The organism is Xylanimonas ulmi, from assembly GCF_004216535.1.
GTDB classification, from domain to species: Bacteria; Actinomycetota; Actinomycetes; order Actinomycetales; family Cellulomonadaceae; genus Xylanimonas; species Xylanimonas ulmi.
Genome location: NZ_SGWX01000001.1, coordinates 59,403 through 83,868, shown reverse-complemented (window position 1 = coordinate 83,868; position 24,466 = coordinate 59,403). Strand labels below are relative to the sequence as shown.

Sequence of the window (24,466 nt, the reverse complement as noted above, 5' to 3'; positions counted from 1 at the left end):
GCGCGCCAGGCCGTCAGCGGTGGGCGTCGCGCGACGGCGCGCCCGGCCGCGGGGCGAGCACGACCTCGACGCCCCGGGCGCGCAGGGCCGCGACGTCGTGCGGGTCGGCGCCGTCGTCGGTGATGACGGCGGTGACGTCGTCGAGGCCGCAGATCAGCGCGAAGGCCGTGGCGCGCAGCTTGGAGCCGTCGGCCACGACGTAGGTCGCCTCGGCCATGCGCCGCAGCGCGTCGTTGACCTCCGCCTCGCCCTCGTGGTCGGCGTAGAGGCCGCGCGCGGGGTCGACGGCGCTCACCCCGAGGAAGAGGGTGTCGACGTGGACCCTGGGGAGCGTGGACATGGCGAGCGGGCCGACGAGCTCGTAGGAGCGCGTGCGGGCGACGCCGCCGGTGACCATGACGCGGATCCGGGGCCGGACGATGAGGTCGTTGGCGATGTTGACGGCGTTGGTCACGACGGTCAGCCCGGCCACGCCGAAGGCGTCCTCGGCAGAGGAGCGGATGGCGAGGTGCCGCGCCACCAGTGTGGTGGTGGTGCCGCCGTTGAAGGCGACGATGGCGCCGGGGCGGACCAGCCCGGCGGCGTACGCCGCGATGGCGTGCTTGGCGCCCGAGGCGATGGCCGCCTTGTAGCGCAGCGGCAGGTCTCCCGAGGTCGCGTTCGCGACGGCGCCGCCGCGGGTGCGCGTGACGAGCTGCTGGCCCGCGAGCGCGTCGAGGTCGCGACGCGCGGTGGCCGCGGACACGCCGAACCGCTCGATGACCTGCTCGACGCTCATCGAGCCGTCGGCGGTGACGGCGTCGGCGATCTGGGACAGCCTCTCGTCGCGGTCCATGCGCCCACCTTCGGTCACGTGGCGAAGAGCCGCAGGAGGCGCGCCGCCTCGTCTCGCATCGCGGCGCGTCCGGCGCCCAGGTACGCGCGGGAGTCGACGACGGCGGCGTCTGCGGCGAGGCAGGTGCGCACGCCGCCGGTGAACGCCTTGTTGAGGTGTGTCGAGACGTTGACCTTGCGGATGCCGGCGCGGATCGCCGCGACCATCTGGTCGTCGGGGACCCCCGACGACCCGTGCAGCACCAACGGCGGGGCGACCGCGTCGGCGAGGTCGGCGACGAGTGCGATGTCGAGCGTGGCGGTGCGCGTGGCCATCGCGTGCGACGACCCGACGGCGACGGCGAGCGCGTCGACGCCCGTGTCCGCGACGAACCCGCGCGCCTCGTCGGGGTCGGTGCGCGCCCCTGGGGCGTGGACGCCGTCCTTGCCGCCGACCTCGCCGAGCTCGGCCTCGACGAAGACCCCCGCGGCGCGCGCTCTGGCCACGACCCGCCGGGTCGCGGCGACGTTCTCGCCGTAGGGCAGGGCCGCGCCGTCGTACATCACCGAGCCGAAGCCGAGCGCGATCGCCTCGTCGACCAGGTCCTCGTCCTGCGCGTGGTCCAGGTGGACGGCGATGGGCGCGCTGGACGCGGACGCGACGGCCATCGTGGCGGACGCGACGGGCCGCAGGGCGCCGTGGAAGCGAACGAGGTTCTGCGAGATCTGCAGGATGAGGCCGTGGCCGGCGTCCTCGGCGGCCCCGGCCAGCGCCTCGGCGGTCTCCAGGTGGAGAACATTGAAGGCGCCGACGCCGCGGCGCCGGGCGGTGGCGCGCTCGATGAGCTGCGCCGTGGGGACGAGCGGCATCATCACTCCCTGCGGTCGATGGCCTCGACCATGAGCTCGCGCTCAAGCCGGGGGTGGTCGGGGTGGAGCTCGCCCGCACGGGGCATGAGCACCGCGGCCGCGGACCAGGCCGCCGCGCGCCGCGCGACCGCCGTCGTCGCGGCGACCTCGCCGCCGAGCAGGGCGCGCCGGAGCGGGGCGTCGACCAGCAGCGAGACGGCTCCGGCGACGGCGGCGTCGCCCGCGCCCGTCGGGTTGCCCCGCAGCGGCGCCGCCAGGCGCGCGCGGACGGCCGGGCCGCGGGGTGGGACGACCACCAGTCCGTCCGGGCCGAGCGAGACGATCACGACGCGCGCGCCGAGCGCCTGCAGCGCCGCCGCTCCGGCGAGCGGACCGGCGTCGCCCACCGCCTCGGCGAGCTCGTCGCGGTTGGGCTTGACCAGCGTCGCCCCCGCCCGTGCGGCGGCCAACAGGCCGGGGCCGCAGGTGTCGACGACGACGGGCGCCCCGCACCGGGCGCCGAGCGCGACGACGCGCGCCACCAGGTCGTCCGGGGCTCCGGGCGGGATCGAGCCGCACACCGCGAGCGCCGCGGCCGGGTCGCCACGCGGGCCGGCGGCGAGCGCCGCGTCGAGGGCGCGCAGCACGCGCGCCCACTCCCCGGGCGCCAGTGGGGCGCCGCGCTCGTTGACGACTGAGGTGACGTCGGCGGCGGCCTCGTGCAGCGCGTACGAGCGGCGGGTCGGCCGGTCGCACTCGATCAGCGCATGGCCCACGCCGGCCAGGTCGGCGGCGAACCAGGCAGCCTCGGCGGACCCCACGGGCGCCACGGCCCGCGTCGCGACGCCCACCTGGGCCAGGACGCGCGAGACGTTGATCCCCTTGCCGCCCGCGCGCGCGGACGCGGCGTCCACGACGCTCGTGCCGCCGCGAGCGATCGCGTCGGCGGCGATGGTGAGGTCGACCGCGGGGTTGGGGGTCAGGGTGACGATCACCGCGAGCCCGCCTCGGCCACGGCCCGGGCGCGCAGGGCGGCGCCGAGCAGCCCCGCGTTCTCGCCCGCGGTCGCCTTGACGACGGGCGGCGCCGGGGTGACGGTCAGCAGCTCGTCGAGGCGCGCGACGACCGGGGCGAGCAGCGCGTCGCCCGCCTCGGCGAGCCCACCGGCCAGGACGACCACCTCGGGCGCGAGCAGGCCGACGCACGGGGCGATCGCGCTGGCGAGCGCGTCCGTGGCGGACGCCCAGACCGCGCGCGCCACCGCGTCGCCGGCGCGTGCGGCGGCCAGCACCTCACGCGATCCGGACACCCGGGCGCCGCGCGCCCGGTTGTAGCGCCGGGCGATCGCCGCGGCCGAGGCCGTGGCCTCCAGGCACCCCTGGTTGCCGCACGCGCACGCCTCGCCGCCCCGCACGACGACCGTGTGCCCGATCTCGCCCGCGAAGCCCCCGCTCGTGACGGGCTCGCCGCGCACAAAGACCGCGGCGGCGATCCCGGTGCCGAGCGCGAGCACGAGCGCGTTCTGGGCGCCCGCGCCCGCGCCGACCGCCATCTCGGCGAGTCCGGCCGACCGCACGTCGTGGCCGACCACGGTGGGCAGGTCGAAGCCCGCCCGGACCAGCCTGCGGAAGTCGACGTCGCGCCACCCGAGGTTCTCGCAGTACACGCCGACGCCCGCCTCGTCGTCAAAGACCCCCGGCACCGCGATGCCGAGCGCCGTCGGCGCGACGCCCTCGGGCGCCTGCGCGGTCAGCGAGGGGGCGAGACGCGCGACGGCGTCGAGCACGGCTTGCGCGGACGTCGGGCCCGCGGCCGGCGTCGGCAGACGCGTGACGCCGTGAGCGGTCCCCGCGGCGTCGATGAGCGCGCCCTTGATGCTCGTCCCACCGACGTCGAACGCCAGGACGGGCGGGCCCGCGCCGAGCGACGGCGTCGGGCTCACGGCAGGATCACCGAGCGGGTGAGCGACCTCGGCACGTCGGGGTCGAGGCCGCGGCCGAGCGCGAGCGCGAGCGCGAAGCGCTGCGCGACGACGAGCCCGGCGAGCGGATCGAGGTGGTGCTCGACGAAGCGCGCCCCCGTGGCGACGACCTGCTCGCGCAGGCCGCCCGGCGCGCGGCCCAGGGACCACACCAGGCGGCCGGGCTGCGCGATGGCGATCGGGCCGTGGCGGTAGTCCATGCTCGGGTAGGACTCGGCCCAGAACTGCGCCGCCTCGCGCGCCTTCAGGGCGGCCTCGTTGGCCAGGCCGTACGCCCAACCGCGCCCGAGGAACGTCACCTGCTCGACGCCGAGCAGGTGGTCGACGTCGACCGCGAGCGCGGCCGCGCAGTCGGAGATGACCGGCTCGACGTCGGCACCCAGGTGGGCGCGCAGGAGCAGCAGCGCCGTCGTGGCGAACCTGGTCTGGACGACCGAGTGCTCGTCGGCGAAGTCCAGGACGACACTGGCTTGGGCGCGCGCCCCCGCGGGCGAGCCGGTGACGCCCGTCAGGAGCGTCGTCGGACGGTCGGCGAGCCCGTCGAGCAGCCCGACGACCTCCGTCGTCGTGCCGGAGCGCGAGATGGCCAACACCCGGTCATACGCGCGGCCGAGCGGGTACTCGGAGCCGGAGAACGCGTCGGTCTCCCCGTGCCCCGACGCCTCCCGCAGCGCGGCGTAGGCCTGAGCCATGAACCAGCTCGTGCCGCAGCCGACGACGGCGACGCGCTCACCCGGCTGCGGCAGCGCGGCCGCGACCGCAGGCAGCAGCCCCACCGCCTCGCGCCAGGTGCGCGGCTGCGAGGCGATCTCGGCACGGACGAAGACGACGGACACGTCCCACCTCCCGACAGGCCGCTCCCGTGCGGCCGCGAATGACTGCTCATGAGCACAGTAGGGAGGGTTCACGCACTTTTCATCAAAGTGATCACTCGGCCCCTCAGCGCCTTGCCTGCGCGGACGCTGAGTGCCACCTGCGCTCCTCCTGCGCCACCTGGCCGTTCGGATGCGCGTCGACTGCTTGAGTAGCCGCGACACGGCCTGATCGCCCGGCTGCCAGGCCAGCCTCACACCGACGAAGGGACCGCCGTGACCAACCCCCTCAACCACTCGACGCCACCCGGCCCGCACGACGCGGGCCCGCCGCCGCCCGGCGGGTACGGGCCTGCGGGTGACGACCGGTACGCGGGCGCCTCGAGCGCCCCCGCCGCGCCCCTCCACCCCGCCAGCGTGTGGGGCGAGCCCCCGCGGCAGGGCACGGACGGCCTGGCGATCGCCGCCCTGGTCACCGGCCTGCTCGGCCTGGCGGTCGTGCCGTTGACGCTCGGCATCGTCGCGCTGCGGCGCGTGGCCCGGACGGGGCGTTCCGGCGGCGGACTGGCGATCGCCGGGATCGTGCTCGGCGCGCTGCAGACCGCGGCCTACGGGGTGCTGGCGGTCCTGCTCGTCGTCGGCGCAATCGCCAGCTCCGGGGACTCGGGCCTCGGCCACGACCCCGTCCTCGACACGTTGTGGGACGCCTGCGAGGCGGGCGACATGGGGGCCTGCGACGAGCTGTACATGCAGGCTCCGTTCGACAGCGAGTACGAGCGCTTCGGCGACACCTGCGGTGACCGCGTCCCCGCGGGCGGGTACTGCGACGACCGGGACCTGTAGTCCGACGGCCCGTCCGCGCCTGCGCGCAGGCGCGGCGGTGTCGCGTCCTGTGGGTCGCGGGCACCGCGGTCTGGGTCGCGGTGCCGCGGCCTGGGCCGCGGGCGATCCTCAACGGCGGCGCTCAGTGCCGGCCGCTGCGACTACTGTTCCGCGCGAGAGTGGTAACGCGCCCCTGGGCGCCCACGTACCCCGTTCGCCTCACGTCATGCGGAACGCAAGCGAGGTGTGCGGAGCGCGTAGGCGTCGCGAACGAGACGAACACTCTGACCGTCGCCCTTGACCACCCAAATCGGCGACGCTACTGTCGACTGCACACAGAATGCCCGATGAGTCTTGCGCCGTTCAATGTCGAACTTGTGCGAGGTGTCGCGATGCCGCTGTCTTACGTTCATCCGTACATTCCAAACTCCGCCTCTGAGGTGCGTCAGGCGATGCTCGACGCAATCAATGCGACGAGTGTCGAAGAACTCTTCGCAGACGTGCCCGAGGCGTTGCGCGTACAGGGTGCACTCGACCTCCCCCCGGCGCTGCCGGTGGAGCAGGATCTCGCGCGACACGTCGCGGATCTCCTGTCCAGAAACGCATCCACGGATGAGCGGACCTCGTTTCTAGGTTTCGGGGTCTATCGGCACTCGGTGCCCGCAGTAGTGGACGAGGTCATCGGACGGAGCGAGTTCCTCACCGCCTACGCCGGTGAACCGTACGACGACCACGGACGGTTCCAAGCGCTGTTCGAATACCAATCCCTGATGGGGGAGCTCCTCGGGATGGATGTCGTCAACGTTCCGACCTACGACGGCTACCAGGCGGCGGCAACCGCAGTCGCCATGGCGGGCCGCATCACCGGGCGTCGGCGCGTGTTGCAGTTGAGCGACCCTCACCCGCACAAGCTCGACAAGGTCCGCGACTTCGTCAGCGGGTTCCTCAGCGTCGAGACAATCCCGACGAGCGCCAGCGTGGCCAACATCTCCGCGCTTCCCGCATCACTCGACGACGATGTCGCGGCCGTCTGGATTGAGACACCCAGCGTGCGGGGATCGATCGAGGAGAACCTGTCAGAGATCTCGCAGCTCGCCCACGCAGCGGGGGCAATCGTCGTGGTCGGCACGGAGCCGCTTCTCTACGGCGTCTTGGAGCCGCCCGCGGGGTTGGGTGCCGACATCGTCACCGGCGAGATCCAGTCACTTGGTCTGCACCAGTGGTTTGGCGGCGCCCGCGGCGGCTTCATCGCACTGCACGACGACCCTCAGTTCGTGATGGAGCTGCCGTCTCGCCTCTTCGGCCTCGCGAGCACATCCGTGCCGGGCGAACTCGGCTTCGGAGACGTCGCCTACGAAAGAACGTCGTTCGCGCTGCGCGAAGAGGGGAAGGAGTGGGTGGGGACGGCAGCCGCCCTCTGGGGTATCGCCGCTGGCGTCTATCTCGCCCTGATGGGACCCCGCGGAATGCGCGACATTGGCGAGACCATCCTCGCCCGCACCGCCTACGCGCAGCGGCGAGTCGCAGCGATCCCCGGCGCCAGGCTCAGTGACCCCGCGCTGCACTTCCGAGAGTTCTGCGTCGAGTTCGAGAGCGCGAGCGCGGTCGACGTCGTCGCGGCGACCCGCCGCGCACAGATCGACGCGGGTGTCGTGCTCGACGAACGGAGTCTGCTCATCTGCGTCACGGAGATGACGACGCGCGAGGAGATCGACCGTCTCGCAGACGCCATCGCCGCGGCTCTGGGCGACGTCGACGCGCAGAACGGGGCGCGGCAATGAGCCTTCCACTCCTGCCGAAGCCGCATCTTCCCCGGTTCCACCAAGCCCGGTGGGACGAGCGGATCATCTTCGATCTCCACGCGCCGGGGCAACGGGGCGTCCTCGTGTCCGCCGTCGAATCCGAAGTCTCCGCGGTGGTCGGCGACGCGGCCGCCCTCGTCCCGAAGTCCCTCCGTCGCAGATCGCGCCTCGACCTCCCCGAGATCGGGCAGATGCGCGTCCTGAAGCACTACTTGCGCCTGTCGCAGGGAACCCTTGGCGCGGATCTGAACATCGATGTCGGCCAAGGGACCTGCACGATGAAGTACTCGCCGAAGGTCAACGAACGGCTCATCGACACACCGAAGCTCAAGTCCTTGCACCCCATGCAGGACGACGACGATGTCCAGGGTGTGCTGGAGATCATCTGGCAACTTCAGGAGATAATGAGGGCAATTTCCGGGATGGATGCGGTGTCGCTGCAGACCCAAGGCGGCTCGTCGGCAATCTGGATGAACGCCTCGCTCATCCGCGCGTATCACGACCTCCGTGGCGAGGGCGGGCGGCGGCGCGAGGTGATCACGACGATCTTCAGCCATCCGTCGAACGCGGCGGCGGCCAAGGCTGCGGGTTACGACGTCATCACCATCTATCCGGACGAGAGCGGCTATCCGGACCGCGGCGCGTTCGAGTCGGCGATCAGCGACCGCACAGCCGCGATCATGGTCACGAATCCAGAGGATACGGGGATCTTCAACCCAGACATTCGAGGCTGGGTGGAGACAGCGCACGCCGTCGGCGCCCTCGCCTCCTATGATCAGGCCAATGCCAACGGCATACTCGGGATCACCCGTGCACGCGAAGCCGGGTTCGACCTCTGCCACTTCAACCTTCACAAGACCTTCAGCACGCCCCACGGGTCTGGCGGGCCCGGAGGCGGCGTGAACGCAGTGACTGAGAAGCTCGCGGAGCTCCTGCCTGGTCCACGAGTGGTCAAAAAGGGCGATCGATTCGTCACGACGGGTGCGGCGCCTCGATCGATCGGTGCGGTCGCGCCGTTCTACGGGGTCGTGCCGAACATTGTGCGCGCGTACTCCTGGATTCGCTCGCTCGGCGCAGAGGGTCTTCGCGAGGTCGCCGAAATCGCGGTGCTCAACAATAACTATCTGCTTGAACTCGTGCGCCGGATTCCCGGGGCGAGCGTCCCCTATGCCCAGGGCCGACGCCGGATCGAGCAAGTGCGGTACTCCTGGAAAGAGCTCTTCGAGGCCACGGGCGTGAGCTCCGAGGAGATCGGACTCCGGATGGCTGACTACGGCCTGCACTACTGGACGAGTCATCATCCGCACGTCGTGCCACAGCCGTTCACGCTCGAGCCCACGGAGTCCTACTCGAGGCAGGAGCTCGATCTCTATGCGGCATCGCTCGCCGAGGTGAGCCGCGAGGCGCACGAGAGCCCCGAGACAGTTCAGACTGCTCCGCACCGCTCCACCGTGCACCGGACTGAGCACGCGGACCTCGATGATCCCGAGCGATGGGCAGTCACCTGGCGCGCCTACCGCCGCAAGTACTTCGGAACGCGTGGGTCGCCATGATCGGCGTGCTGGTGAACCCCGTGGCTGGGGTCGGCGGAACCGCGGGCCTGTCCGGCTCCGACGGCGTCGACATCCAGCGGCTTGCAGAGGCGCGCGGCGGACGATCACGCGCCCACGAACGCATGGCGCAGGCGCTGCGTGTGGTCGCCCGGAAGGTCCCCTCAGCCCGGCTGGTCACCGTCGCGGGGAGGATGGGCGAGGACGCCGTCCGCGAAGCGGCGCTCTCGCCACGAGTGGTCTTCAGCCCGACATACCCGACAAGAGCATGCGACACGGTGGCCGCCGTACGAGCCTTCATCGACGAGGGGGTGGATCTCGTGCTCTTCGCCGGTGGCGACGGAACCGCACGGGACGTGGCCTTGTCGCTACCCGATGGCGCCGCAGGACTCGGCGTGCCAAGCGGCGTCAAGATGTACTCCGGCGTCTTCGGAGTCTCACCCCAGGCGGCTGGCGCGACCGCAGCGGCCTGGGAAGGCGGCCACGTGCCGACGGCAGTCCGAGACGTACTCGACGTCGACGAGGAGACGCTGCGACAGAAGGTCGTCGCCCCGACGGTGTACAGCGTCATGAGGGTGCCGGTCATCGCAGGCCGAACTCAGGCGCGAAAGGGCTCCGTCCCCACGGGCGAGCGAGACGCCGTCGCCGCCGCCGCCCAAGGGGCGTTCGCAAGGGTCAGCGCCGAGCGAACGACGGCCATCGGTCCTGGCAGCACGATGCGGGAGCTCGCACGGCTGATCGGCTACGACAAGGGCCCGCTCGGCGTCGACATCGTGCGAGACGGCGTACCTCTTGTCCGCGACGCGTCAGAGGCCGACCTCCTGGAAGTCGCCACCGGGTCACCCCTCAGCATCGTCGTCTCGGTCATCGGCGGGCACGGATTTGTCATCGGACGCGGAAACCAGCAGATCTCGCATCGCGTCCTGGACGCCATCCCACCCACGAACCTCATCGTCGTGGCGTCGGAGCAGAAACTCCTGGACCTGCAGGGGCGCCCCCTGCTCATCGACTCAGGAGACGCCGCCACCGATGACCGACTCAGCGGAGTCGTGACAGTCATCACCGGCGTCCGGACGACGAGCCGATACCGATTGCGGAGCGCGACCAAAGGAGGAGCGCGTGTTGCTTGAGGGAAAAGTCGCCATCGTCACCGGAGGCGGCGGAGGGATCGGGGCCTCGACATCGAAGGCCATGGCGCGCGAGGGAGCCCGGGTCGCCCTGCTCGACATCGACCACGCTGCGGCTGCGCAGGTCGCTCAGGACATCCGCGACTCCGGACGCGAGTCGATCGCGATCGAGGTGGATGTCAGCGACGCCATCGCCGTCGACGCCGCCGTCGATGAGGTGCTCAGCGCATACGGCCGCGTCGACGTGCTCTTCAATAACGCCGGCATCATTCGCCGCACGAACATCCTCGACACCAACGTCGACGACTGGGACCTCGTCATGGGCGTCAACGTCCGCTCGGTGTTCCTCGTCTCACGACGGGTGATTCCCATCATGGCCGCCCAAGGCGGCGGATCGATCGTCAACACAGGCTCCGGATGGGGACTGAAGGGCGGCGACAACGCGATCTCCTACTGCGCGTCCAAGGGCGCCGTGGTCAACATGTCTCGGGCGCTCGCGATCGACCACGGCAGTCAGGGCATCCGGGTGAACTCCGTCAACCCCGGCGACGTCCTCACCCAAATGGTGCGCGACGAGGCGCGTCAGTTGGGACAGGATGAGATCGCCTTCAGGGACCAAGCCGCCGACCGCCCTTTGGGCAGGATGGGAACTCCCGACGAGGTCGCCGAGGCCGTCGTCTGGCTCGCGAGCGACAGAGCCAGCTACATCACCGGTGCGTCAATTGTGGTCGACGGCGGAGGCACCGCCTAGGCGCCACCCCTGGGCGGCCAGCGCACTCACAGTTCAGTTGTCAGCGTCGACAACGAAAGGAGTCCGCAATGACTTCGATTACGATCGACGGACTCAGCGTCGCGTATGGCGGCAACCGAGTGCTCGACGATCTCAGTCTATCTATTGGGGACGGAGAGTTCTTCACGCTCCTCGGACCCTCGGGCTGCGGCAAGACAACACTGCTTCGCACGATCGCAGGCTTCATCAGCCCCGAGTCCGGTGAAATCCACTTCGGCGACACCGCAGTGACAGAGCTGCCCGTGTACCGCCGTGAGATCGGCATGGTGTTTCAGGACTATGCACTGTTCCCGGATCGAACTGTCAACGCTAACGTCGCCTACGGCCTCAAGGCACGGCAGACGAATCGATCTGATATCGCAGAACTGGTCGACGAGGTACTCATGAGGGTGGGCATCGCAGGACTCGGGGATCGGATGCCTGCCGCGCTCTCCGGTGGGCAACGACAGAGGGTGGCGCTCGCACGCGCCCTCGTGATCAAGCCCAGGGTGCTCCTGATGGACGAGCCGCTGTCGAATCTCGACAAGAAGCTGCGCGTTCAGGTGCGGGAGTCGATCAGCGACATCCAGGGTGAGCTCGGCATCACGACAGTGTTCGTGACACACGATCAAGAGGAGGCACTTGCTCTTTCCGACCGGATGGCCGTCCTGCGCGCAGGAACGATCGACCAACTGGGGAGCCCCTCCGACGTCTACCGCAACCCGGTATCGACCTATACAGCCGACTTTATCGGCGCGGCGAACGTCCTTCGCGTGGCCCTTCCCGAGGGCAGGCGGTTCGTCCCGGGTGACCCCGTCGATGTTCGTCTCGGAGATTCGACCCTCTGCGGAGTCGCGCGCACCGAACTCGTTGGCGCCGACGTCTTCGCGGTTGCGCGACCCGAGGCCCTGCGGCTGTCAGGGGCCTCCGCCGCGGCTCTCACGTTGGGGGCCGCTGTGCGCGGCGAAGTGACCAGGCACCAGTTCCTCGGCTCACGCCAGGTCCACCGTGTGCGCGTTCCGGGCGGTCAGGAGATCGAGGTGTCCACGGCGGCCTCGGAGCCAGGCTTCGGACCCGGTGACCGTGTGTGCGTGGAGTTTCCACGCGAAGACGTCCTGGTGATGAGGTCATGAGGCTCTCCCGCCCGGCGCCGACACACCCGCCGGCGCCGAGGACTCCCGGCCAGAGCCTCTCACCATGGCTGGTCTTCACCGTGATCTCGGTCGCGCTCGCGCTCATCTTCGTTGTGACGCCGATCGCGAACGTGATCCTTCGCTCCGTAGCCACCGGTGGCGGACTCGACGGCTGGCGAGAGTTCGTGACGGAGGGGAAGTACTTCAGAGCGCTGAGGAACTCGCTCTTGCTCTCTGCGCTCGTCTCAGCGATCTCAACAGTCATCGGAGTCTTTCTCGCCTACTTCAACACGCGCTATCGGTTCTGGGGAAAGTCCGTGCTCGGCACACTTCCCATCGCCGTACTCCTTATCCCCGAACTGATCATCTCGCAGTCCTGGCTCATGCTGCTGGGAAACAACGGAGTGGTCAGCAACTGGCTGCGCGACGTGGGGATCGGGTTCCCGAGCATGTACGGCTGGGCCGGCCTCCTGCTTGTGATGCCGCTATTCTCATTTCCCTATGTCTACCTCGGGACACTGGCCGCATTCAAGGGGTTCGACTCACAATTGGAGGAGGCGGCGGTGAGCCTCGGCTCAACGCCCTTCAGGGCCCGCGTGCGAGTCACTATCCCAGCAATCCTCCCCGCCGTGCTCTCAACAACCATCCTCGTCTTCTCTCTCACCTTGGGCAACTTCACAACCGCCACGGTTGTGGGAAAGCGCGTCGAACTCCTCGCCCCGATGACCTACAGGGTCTTCCTGGCCGAGACGGGAGCCGATCCGAAGATGCAGAGCACCCTGGCGACCGTGTCAGTGGCAATCATCGCTCTCACGCTCCTCGGACAGAACCTCCTTATCGGCGGGCGTCGCTACCACATGGTCCAGGGTAGATCCTGGACGCCGATCCCCCTGCGAGGACCGCACGGCTTCGCGTTGACGAGTATCGCAACGATCATCGTCGCAGCGACGCTCCTGCCTTTCGGGTTGACCGCGGTGATGGCGTTCACCAAGAGCACCGGGCCCGTGCTCCACTGGGGGGAGTTCTCCGTCGACAACTTCGCAAGCATCATGGTCTCGGATCCCTACCCGATCAGGAATACGCTGGTTTTCGGAGGTGTCGCGTGTATCATCGGCGTCATTCTCAGCGCTGTCGTGAGCACGGTCATTGTGCGAAAGAAGAACCTCCTGTCTCCCCTCCTCTCCTATCTCGTCATGTTCCCCCAGGCTCTGTCCGGAACCGTGCTCGGCATCGGAGTGGTCATGTCGTTCGGAGGACGGCCCTGGAATATGTCCGGCACCGCGCTCATCATCATACTCGTCTTCGTTGTGCGCAGGCTCCCCCACGGCGTGCGAAGCGCCTCCGGCAGCATCCACTCGATTCCGGAGTCGATCGAGGAGGCATCGGTCAGTCTGGGCGTCCCACCCCTGCGCTCTTTCGCTCGCGTGGTCCTTCCGCTCATGCTTCCAGGGATTGCGGCAGCGGCGATCCTCACTTGGGTCACCATCATTGGCGAACTGAGCGCCTCTCTCGTCGTCTATTCCGCCGGCCAAGAGACCATCAATATCCGGATCTTCCAACTCATGTTCGCCGGAATGAACGGACAGGCAGCGGCATACGGGCTCGTCCTTTGCGTGCTCGCCCTGGCTCCCATTCTCGTCGCAACGCGAGTTCTCAAAGTCAGACTGTTCACGTAGAAGCCCACCGCACAGAAGGAGTGAGACCATGACGGGACGACCTCTGGCGACAGGCGGGGCACTGCTGGTGCTTGCCGCGACGCTTGCCTCGTGCTCTGGCGAACGCGCGCCAACGAGCGCTGACACGGTAACGCTCTACAGCAACAACAACGCCACGGTGAACCAGAACTTCACCGAAGCCGGCGGATCCCTCGAACCCCCGCTCAAGGTGAGCGTCGTGCAACAGGGATCGACGAGCGCGCTCCTGCAGCGCATTGCGGCCGAAGACGGAAGCAACAGCGCCGATGTCTTCGGCAACGCTGTTCCCGGGGTCCTCGCTGGGCATGCCGAACTCTTCGCCTCCTACCAGTCGCCCGAAGCTGCCGCCCTACCCGATGACGCGGTCGCGCCCGACTACAAATGGACGGCGCAGAACGTCCATGTGGCCGCGCTGATGGTGAATCTCGACCAGACGCCCGAGGGTGCGATTCCGAGTTCGTGGAGCGACCTCACCGATCCTCGCTGGAAGGGAAAGGTGCTCTCCGGGAACCCCCTCGACTCCGGCACGACGTACACCGCGCTGTACGGCGCGTACAAGGCCCTCGGGGACGACTTCGCACGGCTGGTGCAGAATCTTGAGGTCACGGACGACACGGACACGCTGTACCCCGCCGTCGCGCAGGGCGAGTACGCGGTGAGCCTCGGTTACGAGTCCAACATCTACGCGTACATCGCCGGCGGCCAGGAGAGCATCAGGATCGTCTACCCCAGCGACGGAGTGTCGACCACCTACGAGGCGGTCGCCGTCATCGAGAAGGCAGCGAATCCCGACGGCGCGCGGCGACTTGTCGACGCAATGATCTCCAAGGAGACACAGATCAAGATTCTCGAGAAGACGTTCCGGCGCCCGAGCCGCACCGACATCGAAGTTGGCGAATACCTGGACCTGCCGAGCCTGTCCTCTTTGAACATCGTGCGCGACGATAAGGACAGCCCAGCCGAGCGCAAGGCGTTCGAAGAGGCATGGAATGCGGCGCAGGGTTAAGAATGTCCGAGACTGAGTCATTCTCGGATCACCCTCGCCGTGCGGAGTTTGTCGGGTTCGCCGAGCAGCTCGCTGACATCTCACGCAGCCTGCTCTCTGGAAACTCGGCGGGCGCCGCGGCTCAATGCAAATCCGAGTCGAATCCGGCGACGGAGTTTGACTTGGTCGTCGAGTCCACGCTTCGTGCGCGAATCAACGACCAGTATCCTCGGCACGGCATCGTCGGAGAGGAGTTCGAGCCTGAGCGAAGGGACGCCGAATTCGTCTGGGTCCTGGACCCCATCGACGGCACCCGTGCCTTTGCCGCGGGAATACCGGTCTTCACCACCCTGATCGCCCTTTGCCATCGCTCGGAGCCCGTCATCGGCGTCATCGATGCGCCCGCATCAGGAGATCGATGGGTTGGCGTGGTCGGCTCGGCCACGCGGAGGAACGGCGTCGAGACGAGTACTCGAGACCTGCGATCCCTCGAAGACGCGGTTGTCGCATGGGGATATCCAGAAGTCACCCTTCTGGAGCATGAGGCGGGAGCGAACGCGCTCCGCGCGGCGACGGCCTGGCGCGTGTATGGCTCTGGCTCCTTCGGCTTTGGAAGTCTCGCGTCGGGGGCGCTCGACATCGCTGTGGAGAGTGGTGACGTCGTGGAGTCGGACGTGTGCGCGCTCGTGCCGGTCGTCAACGGCGCGGGTGGGTGGTGTACCGACGCCTTCGGTGAGCCGATCACGCTGCACAACGGCACATCGTGTCTCGCAGCGGGGACACGTGAGCTTCACGCGCAGGCCGTGCGGCTCCTCAACTCTGGCAATCAGGCTCTCGACACACGAGGAGCGCGCGGAGCGGAGTTGCCGAAGGCAGGTGCGGACAGGCGCGGGCTCGAGATGCCGCCGATCTGGCCCCGGAGATTGAGTCAGAGAACGACCGACGAAGGGCGGTGAACGTGAAGATCCGACGGCACTCCCTGCGAAGCCAGGTCCGCGACGAGATGCTCGCTCGCATGCGTTCAGGGGCTGTTGAGCCCGGCCAGAGCATCAGCGAGGCGCAACTCGCGGCTGACCTCGGAGTGAGTCGCACTCCGCTGCGAGAGGCGTTGATCGGACTCGCGGAGGCCGACCAGATCGACTGGGTTGAGGGAAAGGGTTTTCGTTTCAAGCCGTTCAGCGCGGAGGAGCTCGAGGAGCTCGCGCCGATCGTCTCCGCACTCGAGGGCCTGGCGGTCTCGCTCACGGCAACGGATCAGCTCCCGGAGATCGGGAGGCGCCTGCTGACCCTCGCCGGGGACTTCCGCGCCGAGCACGTCCAGTTCGCACACGTCGCGGCGAACGACGACGCATGGCACACACTCCTCACCAGCGGCTGCCCGAACCAAAGGCTCGGCGAGATGATGCGGAACACGCGCCAGGCCATACATCGTTACGAGCGGCTGCTTGTCTCCGACCACACTGTCGTCTCGCGTGTGGCCGCTGAGCACGTGAAGATCGCGAGGGCCGTGTGCGACGGAGACATCCCGGCCGCGCAGGAGGCGCTGCGCGAGAACTGGATCAACGGCGTGCGACGCATGATCCGTCTGACGAACGCTGGTGGAGGCGATCGGTGACTCTCCCCCGCCACTCACCCGGGCAGGAACTGGCTCTGAGAATGCCTGGGATCGGCCATGAGAGTCATCGCTGTCTCTGGCGGTCAACCCGCGCGGGGTCATCAATCTGTGGCGTCGGCCGGGCGTCACATGTCCGAGGTTGGCCCGGAGCGCTCCTAACAACCGCGTCACCGAATGGGGCAGCCGGGCTTCCGTGGTGCTCCGAAAGCGCTTGGAGCTCGTGGCCACCGTCCGTCGGCGCGAGTCCTCCGGTGCGCCCAGGAGCCTGACGACGCCCCCTCTCGCCAAACATCGCCCGGCTGGCGTCTGCTGAAGGATCCGGCTCACACGCGCACGTCGACCTGGCGGTCGTGCCACACCGCCACCCCGAGCGCCGCGAAGTAGAGCGCGCAGATCGGCGCGGCGACCAGCACCATGGTCAGCGCGTCCGGCGTCGGCGTCATGACGGCGGCGAACACGAACGCGGCCAGCACCGCCCAGCGCCAGCCCCGGGCGAGCGGCTCGTGACGGACGACGCCGGCGAGGTTGAGCGCGACCAGCAGCACCGGCGCCACGAACGCGACCCCGAAGGCCAGCACCAGCCGCATGACGAAGGTCAGGTAGTCCTGCGCGTTGACGAGCTGAGACGTCCCCTCGGGCGCGAACGAGGCGAGGATGTTGACGGCGTGCGGCAGCACCCACCAGGCGAGCGCCCCGCCGCCGAGGAACAGTGGCACGGCCGCGCCGAGGAAGCCGACGGCGTACCGCCGCTCGCGCGCGGTCAGGCCCGGGGTGATGAACGCCCAGACCTGGTAGAGCCACCACGGGCAGGTCACCAGCACCGCCAGGAACAGCGAGACCTTGAGCCGGATGTCGAGCGGCGCGCCAAGCGCCGTGAAGTTCAGGGCGATGTCCCGGTGCTCGGTCGACGCGGCGAGGTGGAGCGGGCGGGTCAGCAGCGCCAGCAGCGGGTCGTAGAGCGCCCAACCCAACAGCGCCCCGACCGCCAAGCCGACCGCGACCCACAACGACCGCGTGCGCAGCTCGCGCAGGTGCCCGCGCAGCGGCATGCGGGCGCGGCGGCCCGGCGCCCGCGCTCCGTCGACGGGCGGCGAGTCGGTCAGCGCCTCGCGGGACGCGTCGCGCGCGGGCGCCGTGGTCGGTGACGCCATGTCAGGCCGCCTCGGCCTGGCGGCCGCCGCCGACGCCGTGCGCCACGCCGTCCGGTTCGTCAGGGCCGTCGGGCTCGTCGGGCAGCGACACCGCGCCCTGGGGGCGCCGCACGGCGACGTCCTCGACCGAGCCGGCCGGTCGCCGGACCCCGCCGGGCAGCAGGTCGTCGAGCAGCGCCTCGCGCACGATCGCGCGCGGGTCGTAGGCCCGGGGGTCGAGTCGCGACCAGTCGACGTCGACGTCGGGGCCGAGCTCGTCGGCGACGCGGTCCTTGGCCTGCGCCAGCCAGCGCTTGGCGTCGCGCACGAGCGTCGCGAGCTGCTGCGCGTACTGCGGCAGGCGTTCGGGCCCGATCAGCACGACGGCGAGCACGGCGATGACCAGCAGCTCACCACCGTTGATGTCGAGCACCGTCTGCGCCCTTCGCCGTCAGGCCTCAGGCGCCGCAGTCGGCGCCCCCGTCGAGACGACGGGCGGCTGCTCGCCGTCGGAGGTGAGGTCCTTGACCTCGCTCTTGAAGATCTTGAGCGACTGGCCGACGCTGCGGGCCAGGTCGGGAAGGCGCTGCGCCCCGAAGATCAGCAGGATGACGACGACCAGCACGATGATGTGCCACGGCTTGAGCATGCCCATCTCGATGACTCCTTGGCTCCAGGCGGCGCACGCCGCGCACTGTGGGGATCGGGGCGCCGGGCCGTCCGGACGGACGGCCCGGCGCCGACGGGCGAGGGTCAGACCGTCGCCAGGGCCTTCTCGTGCAGCGCCTGCACGGCGTAGCGCGCGGCCCAGAACGCGCCGTGCTGCCAGGCGGAGACCTCGGACATCCAGTCGCCGGCGAAGAACACGTTGCCGGCGCCCTCCTGGAGCTTGTGGAAGTACGCCGAGTCCTGCTTGGGGTAGGCCCAGGAGCCCTCGATGTAGGGCACCTTGTGCCAGGCGATCGAGAACGAGTGCTCAAGCTCCGTGGCGTACTTCTCGCCGTGGATCTTCACGCCCTGCGCGACGGCGCGCGCCTCGCGGTCCTTCGGCGCCAGCGCGCCGTACGTGCTGGCGGCCGTGCCGGTGTTGTAGTACCCGACGATCAGGCCCTTCTGCTGGCCGTAGCCGTAGGACGGGTACCAGATGTGCTGCAGGTCCATGTCGGTCTCGGTGATGCCGCCGTAGATGTGGTGGTCGGTCTCCCACCAGCGCGACTTGTACTGCAGGCCGATCTTTCCGGCTGCCGAGCCCTTGGCGAACTCGCCGAGCCCGGTGTCGATGTCGGCTCCCCAGTTGTTGGTGAACCCGCGCGCGATGTGCGCCGGTGAGGCGACGACGGCGAAGTCCGCGCTGAGCTGGTAGCTCTTGGCGTGCTTGTCCTGGTAGGTGACCTTGACGCCGTTCGACGTGCTCTCGACGCCCGTGACCGGAGAGTTGAAGAACACGTTCTTCTCGCCGATCGCGCGCACGAAGTACTGGTAGGTGGTGTCCATCCCGCCGACGGGCTGGAACATGAGCATGGCCTGCTCCCAGTTGTGCTCGAACTGGAAGTAGTTGCCGAACCGGCTCGCGAGCGTCTCGGACATCGTGGGACGGGTTGGCGGGAGCTCGGTCTCCTCGAAGTTCCACGCCGTGGGGTACTGCGCGTAACCGCGGTTCGAGTGGGTGGGGGCGTCCCAGTACACGCCGTTGCGCAGCGAGCCGAGAGAGCTGAGGAAGGACTTGAGGTTGTCCTTGTCCTGCGCGGTCAGCTTCGCGTCGAGCGCGCCCTGGTCGGTGGCGAGGGTCAGCAGCTCGCCCACGGTGCCGTAGAAGTCGGCCTTCGCGGTGCGGTACTTGGTCGGGTTGCCCGGAGTCGACCCGCGGCCCTCGTTGTAGAGGTAGGCCTCGGCGTTGGCGTTGGTCATCACCTCGTACGGGACACCGAGCTCGCGGTAGTACTCCAGCGTGACCATCCACTGAGCGACGCGCCCCGCGCCGCAGTTCATGTAGATGCCGTCGTCCCACTGGGCGACCTGGGTGACACCGTCGATGTCGGTCTCCTTGTCCCCCGGACGCACGGTGAGCGTGCGCCCCCCGGGACGGTGGCGGGCCTCGAGCACCGTGACCTTGTAGCCGGCCTTCTGCAGCTCGTAGGCCGAGCAGAGCCCGGCCGGGCCGGCGCCGATGACGATGACGTGCTTCTTGTTGTCCTTGCCCTTGGCGTGGAAGTCGGCCTGGGTCGGCGGGCGCCAGCGCCAGTCCTGCTTGTGGGCGATGCCGCCCGGCCCGTTGCCGTGGGCGGCGGCGGTCGGGGCCAGGCCGATCGCCCCCATGGCGCCCAGCATCACCCCGGCGGATGAGCCGATGCCGACGGCCTGCAGGAAGCGGCGGCGAGAGACGCCGCTGGCGGCCCTCTCGTCCAGGACATCCAACTTCTCAGTCATTTGCCTACCTCTCGGTCACGGTCTGGCGAGCCACGCGCCCCGCGGTTCCACGGGGCGCCGTCGGCACAGCGCGAACGTAGAAGCAGCACGTCACCCGGGTGATTCACGCGTATTGCCACGATGTGTCATAAGAAGGTCGGATAGATCCCGGCGCCGAGCACGGCGCGCCCGACGCCGTCTCATCAGGTGGATTCGCCGCTTGACCAGTGCGGAAGCCACGAGGAGTCTTCTCGACGTCCTCACGTCACCCGCGTGCGCCACCTACCGACCTGGAGGTCACGTTGGAGCTTCGCCAACTGCGGTACTTCGCCGGGCTGGCCGCGACGCTGCACTTCAGCCGCGCCGCGCACCAACTCCACATCACCCAGCCGGCGCTGTCCCAGGCGATCCGCCAACTGGAGTCGCAGATGGGCGCCAGGCTGCTCGACCGCACCACCCGGCAGGTGTCCCTGACCCCCGCGGGCCTGCGGCTGGCCCACGACGCCGAGCGCATCCTGGCCGCCGTCGCGGCGTCCGAGACCGCGGTCCGCGCGATCGCCGCCTCCTGCCCCGCCGCGGGCCCGGCGACGCGGCCGGGGCCCGAGTAGGCGACGAGGCGGCGACGGGCGCCGCGCCCACGGCCGCCCTCAGATGGGCCGCACCCGGTAGCGGATCTCGGGTCTGCCCGCATGGCCGCGGATCGGCTCACGCAGGCACCCGCCCGAGTGGGTCAAGAACTCGAGGTAGCGGCGCGCGGTCACGCGCGAGACGTCGGTCGCGGCGGCGGCCTGCGCCGCGGTGAGCCCGTCCGGCGCGACGGCGACCGCGTGCCGGACGTCGTCGAGCGTCTCGCGGCTCATGCCCTTGGGCATCTCGGTGTGCGACCGCTCCCGGAGCCGGTCGAGCGCCGCGTCGATCTCCTGCTGGTCCACCGGCCGGTCACCGGCGACGGCGACACGGAAGGCCGCGTAACGCTCCAGCGTCTGCCGCAGCGCGGCGAACGAGAAGGGCTTGAGCAGGTAGCCGACGATGCCCAGGCGCACCGACTGCCGCAGCGTGACCAGGTTCCGGTCGGCGGTGATCGCGATGACGTCGACGGGCGCCTCGGTCTGCTGGAGCTGGCGGCACACCTCCAGCCCGTGGATGCCGGGCAGGCCGAAGTCCAACAGGATCAGGTCGACCCCGCCCGAGGCGACCCGCACGAGCGCGTCCTCGCCGTTGTGCGTCACCGCGACGGTCACGAACCCGGGCACCCGGTCGACCAGCACGCGATGCCCGTCCGCCACGGCTCGCTGATCGTCCACGACCAGCACGCGGATCATCCGCGCGCCTCCTTCCCGGCCGGGACGGGCGGCGCCGCGCTGCGCAGCGGCAGACGCACCGCGAAGGTCGCGCCGCGCTCGCGGCGCACCTCGATTGAGCCTCGCAGCCGGGTCACGGCGCTGTCCACGAGCGCGAGCCCGATCCCCCGCTCGCCCGGCGACTGGGGGGCGGGGGACTTGGTCGTCCACCCGCGCGTGAACGCGCGGGCGACGGCGTCAGCGGGCAGTCCGGGCCCCGAGTCGGCGACCTCGACCACGAGCGTCGACCCGTCGGGTCCGGCGTCGGCCGGCGCGTCCGACACCCAGGCGCGCACCTCGACCCACCGCGGCTCGGCCGCGCCGCAGGCCGCCTCGACGGCGTTGTCGACGAGGTTGCCGAGGATCACCACGAGGTCCTCGGCGGGCAGGTGCGTCGCGGGGATGGCGAACCTCCGCGCGAACCGCAACTCAACCCCGGCCTCGTGGGCCTGTGCGCTCTTGCCCAGCAGGAGCGCGACCAGCGCCGCGTCGTCGACGGCGGCGGACAGACGCTCGGCGACCTCGCGGGAAAGCTCCAGGGCGCCGGTCGCGAACTCGACGGCCTGCGCGTCGCGGCCCAGCTCGACCAGCAGGACGGCGGTGTGCAGCCGGTTGTCCGCCTCGTGCGCTCGCGCGCGCAGCGCGTCGATGAGCGTCTTCTGGGAGGAGATGACCCCGGCCATCCGCACCACATCGGTGTGGTCGGCGATCGTCGTGACCCACCCGGGGGCGTGCGCGTCACTCCGCGCGGGCACCTGCGTCACGATGACGGTCCGCCCGGCGGCCGTGTGGACCTGCCCGGCGCTTCGGCGTCCCGAGGCGATCAGCTCGGCGAGCCCGGGCTCCAGCGAGAGGTCGGCGATCCGGCGCCCGACGACGTCGTCGAGCCCCAGCAGTCGACCCGCCTCGTCGTTGCACAGCTCGACACGCCGGTCGGGGCCGACGAGCAGGTAACCGGCCCGCACCGAACCGAGCAACGCCTGGTGCTGCGCGAGCGTGCGCACGATGGCGCGCGGGCCGAGCCCGTGCGCCTGCCGGTCGACCCTGCGGTGCACCAGCGAGGCGACCGTCGTGCCGGCGGCGACGGCGGCCGCGCCCACCGCGACCAGCACCGCGACCCTCCTGGCCACCGTCGCGTGGATGGCGCCCACTCGGGTCCCGGCGGCGACCAGGGCGATCGGCCGTCCGCTCGGCCCCAGGACCGGGGCGACGGCGCGCACCGAGGGCCCCAGCGTCCCGACGTGCTCCTCCACGACGACGCCGCCCGCCTGCGCCGCGGCGATGGACCCGATGTACGGCTCGCCCACGCGCTCCGGGTCGGGGTGGGTCCAGCGGGTGCCGTCGACGGCCATGACCACGACGAAGTCCAGGCCGGCCGTCTTGCGCGCCCGTTCAGCGCGAGCGCGCAGAGCGGCGGCCGGGGCGGGGGCGAGCGCACCGTCGACGACGTCGCGATCCTGGGCCAGCAGCAGGGCGGCCGACCGCACGGTCGCGCGCGCCTGGTCGAACGCGGCGGCGCGGGCCGCGGCGTACCCGAGGACGACCCCGACGCCCACGACGGCGATCAGCGCCACGGCCACGACGCCGCCGGCCAGCCGGCCCAGGCTGTGACGCTCGCGGCTGTCACGCTCGCGCAGGGGCGCGCCGTCGGTCGCATGATGGCGCGCGCCCGTTCGGGCCGGCGCCATTGTCGGATATTCGCGGACCGGTCGCTCCACAACGCCATTATGACCCGAGAGCGATCAGCCCAAGGAGCCCCGATAAACAATGCGCACGCGGAATTGACGCCCGCGGCATCCGCTGTTCGCGAGAGGGGTCCGACTCGCCCACTTTCTCTATGAACACAAGAGGCGTGACCCGGCGACAAATCTCAGGCTCCGCCGTGATCGCAAAGCACACAACTCCATAGCCCAGCAAACCGCGGATCTGCGGCGCCGGCGCGTCAATAGCGTGAGCGTCGACGGGCCACCCAGACCCGCTGTCTGAGCGCTCGGCCGGAGATGACGCCGGCCAGGCTCAGGCACGCAGCGCGACGACGGGCGATACCGATGGCATCCACTCCCAGTGTTCGACCCACGCCCACACCGCCCGCGGACGCGGGCCCTGGACCCGCGGCGCCAGGCGGCGCCGGGTCCGCCGGACCGCCGGCGCGGGTGACCGCGCTCAGCCCCGCTTCCCTCGGCCGACTGCTCATCCCCGTCGGGGTGGCGCTCGTGATCTGGTTCATCCCACCACCGAGCGGGATCGAGCAGCAGGCCTGGCATCTCCTGGCGGTGTTCGTCGCCACCATCGTGGGCGTCATCGCCCGGCCCCTGCCCATGGGCGCCGTGTGCCTCATCGGCGTCGCGGTCGTCATCGTCACCAAGACCCTGGAGCCGGCCGACGCGCTGTCCGGCTTCTCCAACTCGACGATCTGGCTCATCGTGACCGCGTTCCTCATCTCACGCGCGGTCATCAAGTCCGGGCTCGGCGCGCGGATCGCGTTGTACCTCGTGTCGAAGATCGGCTCGCGCATCTTGGGCGTCGCCTACGCGATGACGCTCACCGACCTGATTCTCGCGCCCGCGACGCCGTCCAACACCGCGCGGGCGGGCGGCGTCATCATGCCGATCCTGCGCTCGATCTCCTCGACGTACGGCAGCGAGCCGAACTCGCCGTCGTCGCGGCGCGTGGGGTCGTTCCTGACGCTGACCGCGTTCCAGGTCAACGTCGTCACCTCGGCGATGTTCCTGACCGCCATGGCGGCCAACCCCCTGGCGGCGCAGCTGGCCGGCGACCAGGGCGTCTCCATCAGCTGGGGCCAGTGGGCCCTGGCTGCGGTCGTCCCCGGCGTCGCGTCGCTGACCATCGTGCCCGCGGTGCTCTACCGGATCTACCCGCCCGAGGTGAAGAGGACGCCGGAGGCCGCCGCCCAGGCCGGCAGGCAGATCAAGGAGCTCGGCCCGATGACGGCGCCTGAGTGGGCGGTCGTCGGCACCCTGGTGCTCCTGCTGCTGCTGTGGACGGTCGGCGACGTCGCCCTCGACATGTCGGCGACGACGGCCGCGCTCGCGGGCCTGGGGGTGCTCCTCGTGGTGGGCGCGCTCACCTGGGAGGACGTCAAGAGCGAGCGGCAGGCGTGGGACACCCTGGTCTGGTTCGCCGCGCTCGTGATGATGGCGACGCAGCTCAACAAGCTCGGCCTCATCCCGTGGGTGAGCGAGCAGATGTCCGGCCTGGTCGCCGGCATGGACTGGGTGGTGGCCTTCATCATCCTGACGCTCGTGTACTTCTTCACCCACTACCTGTTCGCGTCGAACACAGCCCAGGTGTCGGCCATGTACGCGGCCTTCCTGGCCACGGCGATCGCCGCGGGCGCGCCGCCGTTGTTCGCCGCGCTCGTCCTGGGCTTCATCTCCTCCCTCTTCGCCTCCTGCACCCACTACTCGTCCGGGCCGGCGCCCGTCCTGTTCGGCGCCGGCTACGTGTCGATCGGCCACTGGTGGCGCTACGGCCTGGCGATCGGCGTCCTCAACATCGCGATCTGGATGGGCCTGGGCGGCGTGTGGATGAAGGTGCTCGGCATGTGGTGAGCGCCGAGCGTCCCGCGACCCGGCGCCGTCGAGCGCCACCCGGCGCACCGAGCGCCGCCGACACGA

At 70.1% G+C, this 24,466-nt stretch carries 23 protein-coding genes; 12 read left to right on the top strand and 11 right to left on the bottom strand.

All coding sequences use genetic code 11. The features are described 5' to 3' along the window. Positions 1 to 13: 13 nt before the first annotated feature. Genes EV386_RS00360 through EV386_RS00340 form a run of 5 tightly spaced genes read right to left on the bottom strand, consistent with a single transcriptional unit; the run spans position 14 to position 4,479 of the window. A complete protein-coding gene (locus EV386_RS00360; protein ID WP_130411302.1) occupies positions 14 to 835 on the bottom strand; it encodes a DeoR/GlpR family DNA-binding transcription regulator in 822 nt (273 codons plus the stop codon). A gap of 14 nt (positions 836 to 849) precedes the next feature. Continuing rightward, entirely contained in the window at positions 850 to 1,683 is an 834-nt protein-coding gene (locus EV386_RS00355) for a class II fructose-bisphosphate aldolase (protein ID WP_130411300.1), read from the bottom strand. 2 nt (positions 1,684 to 1,685) lie between these two features. After that, entirely contained in the window at positions 1,686 to 2,657 is a 972-nt protein-coding gene (locus tag EV386_RS00350; protein WP_130411298.1) for a 1-phosphofructokinase family hexose kinase, read from the bottom strand. Next, positions 2,654 to 3,604, bottom strand: coding sequence for an ROK family protein (locus EV386_RS00345; protein WP_130411296.1), 951 nt, complete (start codon positions 3,602 to 3,604; stop codon positions 2,654 to 2,656). Before EV386_RS00345 ends, EV386_RS00350 begins: the two co-directional genes overlap by 4 nt. Beyond that, positions 3,601 to 4,479 carry an SIS domain-containing protein gene (locus tag EV386_RS00340; protein WP_130411294.1) on the bottom strand — a complete coding sequence of 293 codons (879 nt, stop codon included), beginning with the start codon at positions 4,477 to 4,479 and terminating at the stop codon, positions 3,601 to 3,603. The genes EV386_RS00345 and EV386_RS00340 overlap by 4 nt, the downstream gene beginning before the upstream one ends. A gap of 252 nt (positions 4,480 to 4,731) precedes the next feature. Here EV386_RS00340 and EV386_RS00335 point away from each other — a divergent pair, with 252 nt between their 5' ends. The 10 genes from EV386_RS00335 to EV386_RS00290 all read left to right on the top strand — a co-directional run bounded on the left by EV386_RS00335 (position 4,732) and on the right by EV386_RS00290 (position 15,952). After that, on the top strand, positions 4,732 to 5,298 hold the full coding sequence (locus EV386_RS00335) for a DUF4190 domain-containing protein (RefSeq protein WP_165399786.1): 567 nt from the start codon (positions 4,732 to 4,734) through the stop codon (positions 5,296 to 5,298). A gap of 326 nt (positions 5,299 to 5,624) precedes the next feature. Further along, positions 5,625 to 7,058, top strand: coding sequence for an aminomethyl-transferring glycine dehydrogenase subunit GcvPA (gene gcvPA, locus EV386_RS00330; RefSeq protein WP_242607755.1), 1,434 nt, complete (start codon positions 5,625 to 5,627; stop codon positions 7,056 to 7,058). Beyond that, positions 7,055 to 8,632 carry an aminomethyl-transferring glycine dehydrogenase subunit GcvPB gene (gene gcvPB / locus EV386_RS00325; protein WP_130411290.1) on the top strand — a complete coding sequence of 526 codons (1,578 nt, stop codon included), beginning with the start codon at positions 7,055 to 7,057 and terminating at the stop codon, positions 8,630 to 8,632. Before gcvPA ends, gcvPB begins: the two co-directional genes overlap by 4 nt. Then, positions 8,629 to 9,759 (top strand): ATP-NAD kinase family protein, encoded by a 1,131-nt coding sequence (locus tag EV386_RS00320; RefSeq protein ID WP_165399785.1) that lies wholly within the window; start codon positions 8,629 to 8,631, stop codon positions 9,757 to 9,759. Before gcvPB ends, EV386_RS00320 begins: the two co-directional genes overlap by 4 nt. Beyond that, positions 9,749 to 10,507: an SDR family NAD(P)-dependent oxidoreductase gene (locus tag EV386_RS00315; protein WP_130411286.1), complete on the top strand. Its 759-nt coding sequence runs from the start codon at positions 9,749 to 9,751 to the stop codon at positions 10,505 to 10,507. The genes EV386_RS00320 and EV386_RS00315 overlap by 11 nt, the downstream gene beginning before the upstream one ends. A gap of 68 nt (positions 10,508 to 10,575) precedes the next feature. Next, positions 10,576 to 11,658, top strand: coding sequence for an ABC transporter ATP-binding protein (locus EV386_RS00310; RefSeq protein WP_130411284.1), 1,083 nt, complete (start codon positions 10,576 to 10,578; stop codon positions 11,656 to 11,658). Further along, positions 11,655 to 13,334, top strand: a complete 1,680-nt coding sequence (locus EV386_RS00305) for an ABC transporter permease (RefSeq protein WP_130411282.1) — start codon at positions 11,655 to 11,657, stop codon at positions 13,332 to 13,334. The genes EV386_RS00310 and EV386_RS00305 overlap by 4 nt, the downstream gene beginning before the upstream one ends. A gap of 28 nt (positions 13,335 to 13,362) precedes the next feature. Next, a complete protein-coding gene (locus tag EV386_RS00300; RefSeq protein WP_130411280.1) occupies positions 13,363 to 14,358 on the top strand; it encodes an extracellular solute-binding protein in 996 nt (331 codons plus the stop codon). A 2-nt stretch (positions 14,359 to 14,360) separates the two neighbouring features. Next, the gene (locus EV386_RS00295) at positions 14,361 to 15,293 is read left to right on the top strand and encodes an inositol monophosphatase family protein (RefSeq protein WP_165399784.1); all 933 of its coding nucleotides are present in this window, start codon (positions 14,361 to 14,363) and stop codon (positions 15,291 to 15,293) included. Further along, positions 15,290 to 15,952: a GntR family transcriptional regulator gene (locus tag EV386_RS00290; RefSeq protein WP_341272791.1), complete on the top strand. Its 663-nt coding sequence runs from the start codon at positions 15,290 to 15,292 to the stop codon at positions 15,950 to 15,952. The genes EV386_RS00295 and EV386_RS00290 overlap by 4 nt, the downstream gene beginning before the upstream one ends. A 323-nt stretch (positions 15,953 to 16,275) precedes the next feature. Here the strand turns inward: EV386_RS00290 and tatC are convergent, their stop codons facing one another. The 4 genes from tatC to EV386_RS00270 all read right to left on the bottom strand — a co-directional run bounded on the left by tatC (position 16,276) and on the right by EV386_RS00270 (position 19,509). Then, a complete protein-coding gene (tatC, locus tag EV386_RS00285) occupies positions 16,276 to 17,103 on the bottom strand; it encodes a twin-arginine translocase subunit TatC (RefSeq protein ID WP_130411276.1) in 828 nt (275 codons plus the stop codon). 1 nt (position 17,104) lies between these two features. Then, entirely contained in the window at positions 17,105 to 17,515 is a 411-nt protein-coding gene (locus EV386_RS00280) for a twin-arginine translocase TatA/TatE family subunit (protein ID WP_207216437.1), read from the bottom strand. 18 nt (positions 17,516 to 17,533) lie between these two features. Further along, on the bottom strand, positions 17,534 to 17,737 hold the full coding sequence (gene tatA / locus EV386_RS00275; protein WP_130411274.1) for a Sec-independent protein translocase subunit TatA: 204 nt from the start codon (positions 17,735 to 17,737) through the stop codon (positions 17,534 to 17,536). 98 nt (positions 17,738 to 17,835) lie between these two features. Continuing rightward, positions 17,836 to 19,509 carry a flavin monoamine oxidase family protein gene (locus tag EV386_RS00270; RefSeq protein WP_130411272.1) on the bottom strand — a complete coding sequence of 558 codons (1,674 nt, stop codon included), beginning with the start codon at positions 19,507 to 19,509 and terminating at the stop codon, positions 17,836 to 17,838. A gap of 281 nt (positions 19,510 to 19,790) precedes the next feature. Here EV386_RS00270 and EV386_RS18890 point away from each other — a divergent pair, with 281 nt between their 5' ends. Further along, positions 19,791 to 20,096, top strand: a complete 306-nt coding sequence (locus EV386_RS18890; RefSeq protein WP_130411270.1) for a LysR family transcriptional regulator — start codon at positions 19,791 to 19,793, stop codon at positions 20,094 to 20,096. A gap of 39 nt (positions 20,097 to 20,135) precedes the next feature. Here EV386_RS18890 and EV386_RS00260 read toward each other — a convergent pair whose 3' ends face one another. Both EV386_RS00260 and EV386_RS00255 read right to left on the bottom strand, forming a co-directional pair. After that, on the bottom strand, positions 20,136 to 20,810 hold the full coding sequence (locus tag EV386_RS00260) for a response regulator (protein WP_130411268.1): 675 nt from the start codon (positions 20,808 to 20,810) through the stop codon (positions 20,136 to 20,138). Continuing rightward, the gene (locus tag EV386_RS00255; protein WP_130411266.1) at positions 20,807 to 22,516 is read right to left on the bottom strand and encodes a sensor histidine kinase; all 1,710 of its coding nucleotides are present in this window, start codon (positions 22,514 to 22,516) and stop codon (positions 20,807 to 20,809) included. Before EV386_RS00255 ends, EV386_RS00260 begins: the two co-directional genes overlap by 4 nt. A gap of 465 nt (positions 22,517 to 22,981) precedes the next feature. Between EV386_RS00255 and EV386_RS00250 the strand changes: the two genes are divergently transcribed. Then, entirely contained in the window at positions 22,982 to 24,400 is a 1,419-nt protein-coding gene (locus EV386_RS00250) for an anion permease (protein WP_242607753.1), read from the top strand. Positions 24,401 to 24,466 lie beyond the last annotated feature (66 nt).